Raw genomic sequence first — 1258 nt, forward strand, 5'->3', positions numbered from 1 at the left:
GATCGCCGTCGGCCCGGGGTGGGCCCGGGCCGACGGCGGCACGGCGTGCGTCGGGGCGGCGTGCGTCCGAACCGCGTGAACCCTTCCGTACGCAGCATCCGCAGGAGTGTGAGTCGATATGCCCGGAACCGATGCCGGCGGGAACAGCGGCAGCAGCCCGAACTACCCGTGGGAGAACGCCATGAAGGCGTTCGGGATGGCCGACTACCCCTCCCGGGACGAAGTGGCGAATCCGTCCGTGGTCGGGGACTGGCTCATGGGCGGCGTCTACTGCGACACGAAGGCCATCACCGAGTCGGACCGGGACATCGTGGCCGTCCTCTCGCCGCCGAAGAAGTCGAAGACGGACAATCCGGCGAAGTGGTACGTGGGCTTCAACGGCAACTGGCACGGCAACGGCGACGACAAGCCGGGCTGGCTCTACGACGCCAACAAGTGGGTCCACTTCACCAGCGGCTGGACCGACGCGATGGCGGCGCTGTACACCGGCGGTGACAACAGCGCCACCAGCGTGCCCAGTCTGAGGTCGGGCAAGTACCTGATCGACCACCTCGGGCTGCTGCTCGACGAGATCAAGGCCGGCGTCCACCGGGCGGCCGACTCCCTGGACGTCGAGGGCAGCGACTTCCAGGGCTCCGCGGCCGGCGAGCTCAAGTCCTACCTGACGAGCTTCGAGAGCGCCGTGAACACCCTCAAGCTGGAGATGACGCTCCACGAGGACCCGTCGAAGGCGCTGGACGACGCGGCGAACAGCCTGCAGGAGTCCTACAGCAAACTCCTGACGGCCCGGGTGAAGTGGTTGACCGTCAACGAGCTGGGGGCCACCGTCAAGGCCTTCAGCACCCGGGCCTCTCCGGTGCCCTGCCTGCGCGCGGCGCTCAAGCAGCTGATCGTGCCCGCGTACGCGGACACCGTCAACAAGACGGTCATCTCGAACGGGGTGGACGTCAAGTCGGACGCGTTCCGTGCCATGGTCGAATCCCTGGCCAAGAAGATCTGGCGGGACAACCTCACCGTCACCCTCGATGTCGACGCCAACCTCGTCCTGGGTGACCTCGGGGACAAGTTCACCACCGTCAAACGGCGGCTCAACACGAACTTCAGGGTCGACGCCCCCACTCCGAGCGCCATCGCGCCGCCCGCGCCCCCCGGTTCGGGCGGTGACGGCAGCGGCGGGAGCGGTGGCGGTGGTGGCGGTGCCGGCAGTGGCGGTGACGGTAGCGGCGGCAAGGGCGGCGGCGGAGACCTCGGTCTCGAC

1 pseudogene is annotated in these 1258 nt (G+C 68.5%); it reads left to right on the plus strand.

What is annotated here, in order from left to right:
• Positions 1-118 precede the first annotated feature (118 nt).
• Positions 119-1258 (plus strand): annotated as a pseudogene (locus tag AB0O00_RS40130) (hypothetical protein); the annotation flags it as partial.

Source organism: Kitasatospora sp. NPDC093558 (assembly GCF_040683475.1).
GTDB lineage: Bacteria > Actinomycetota > Actinomycetes > Streptomycetales > Streptomycetaceae > Kitasatospora.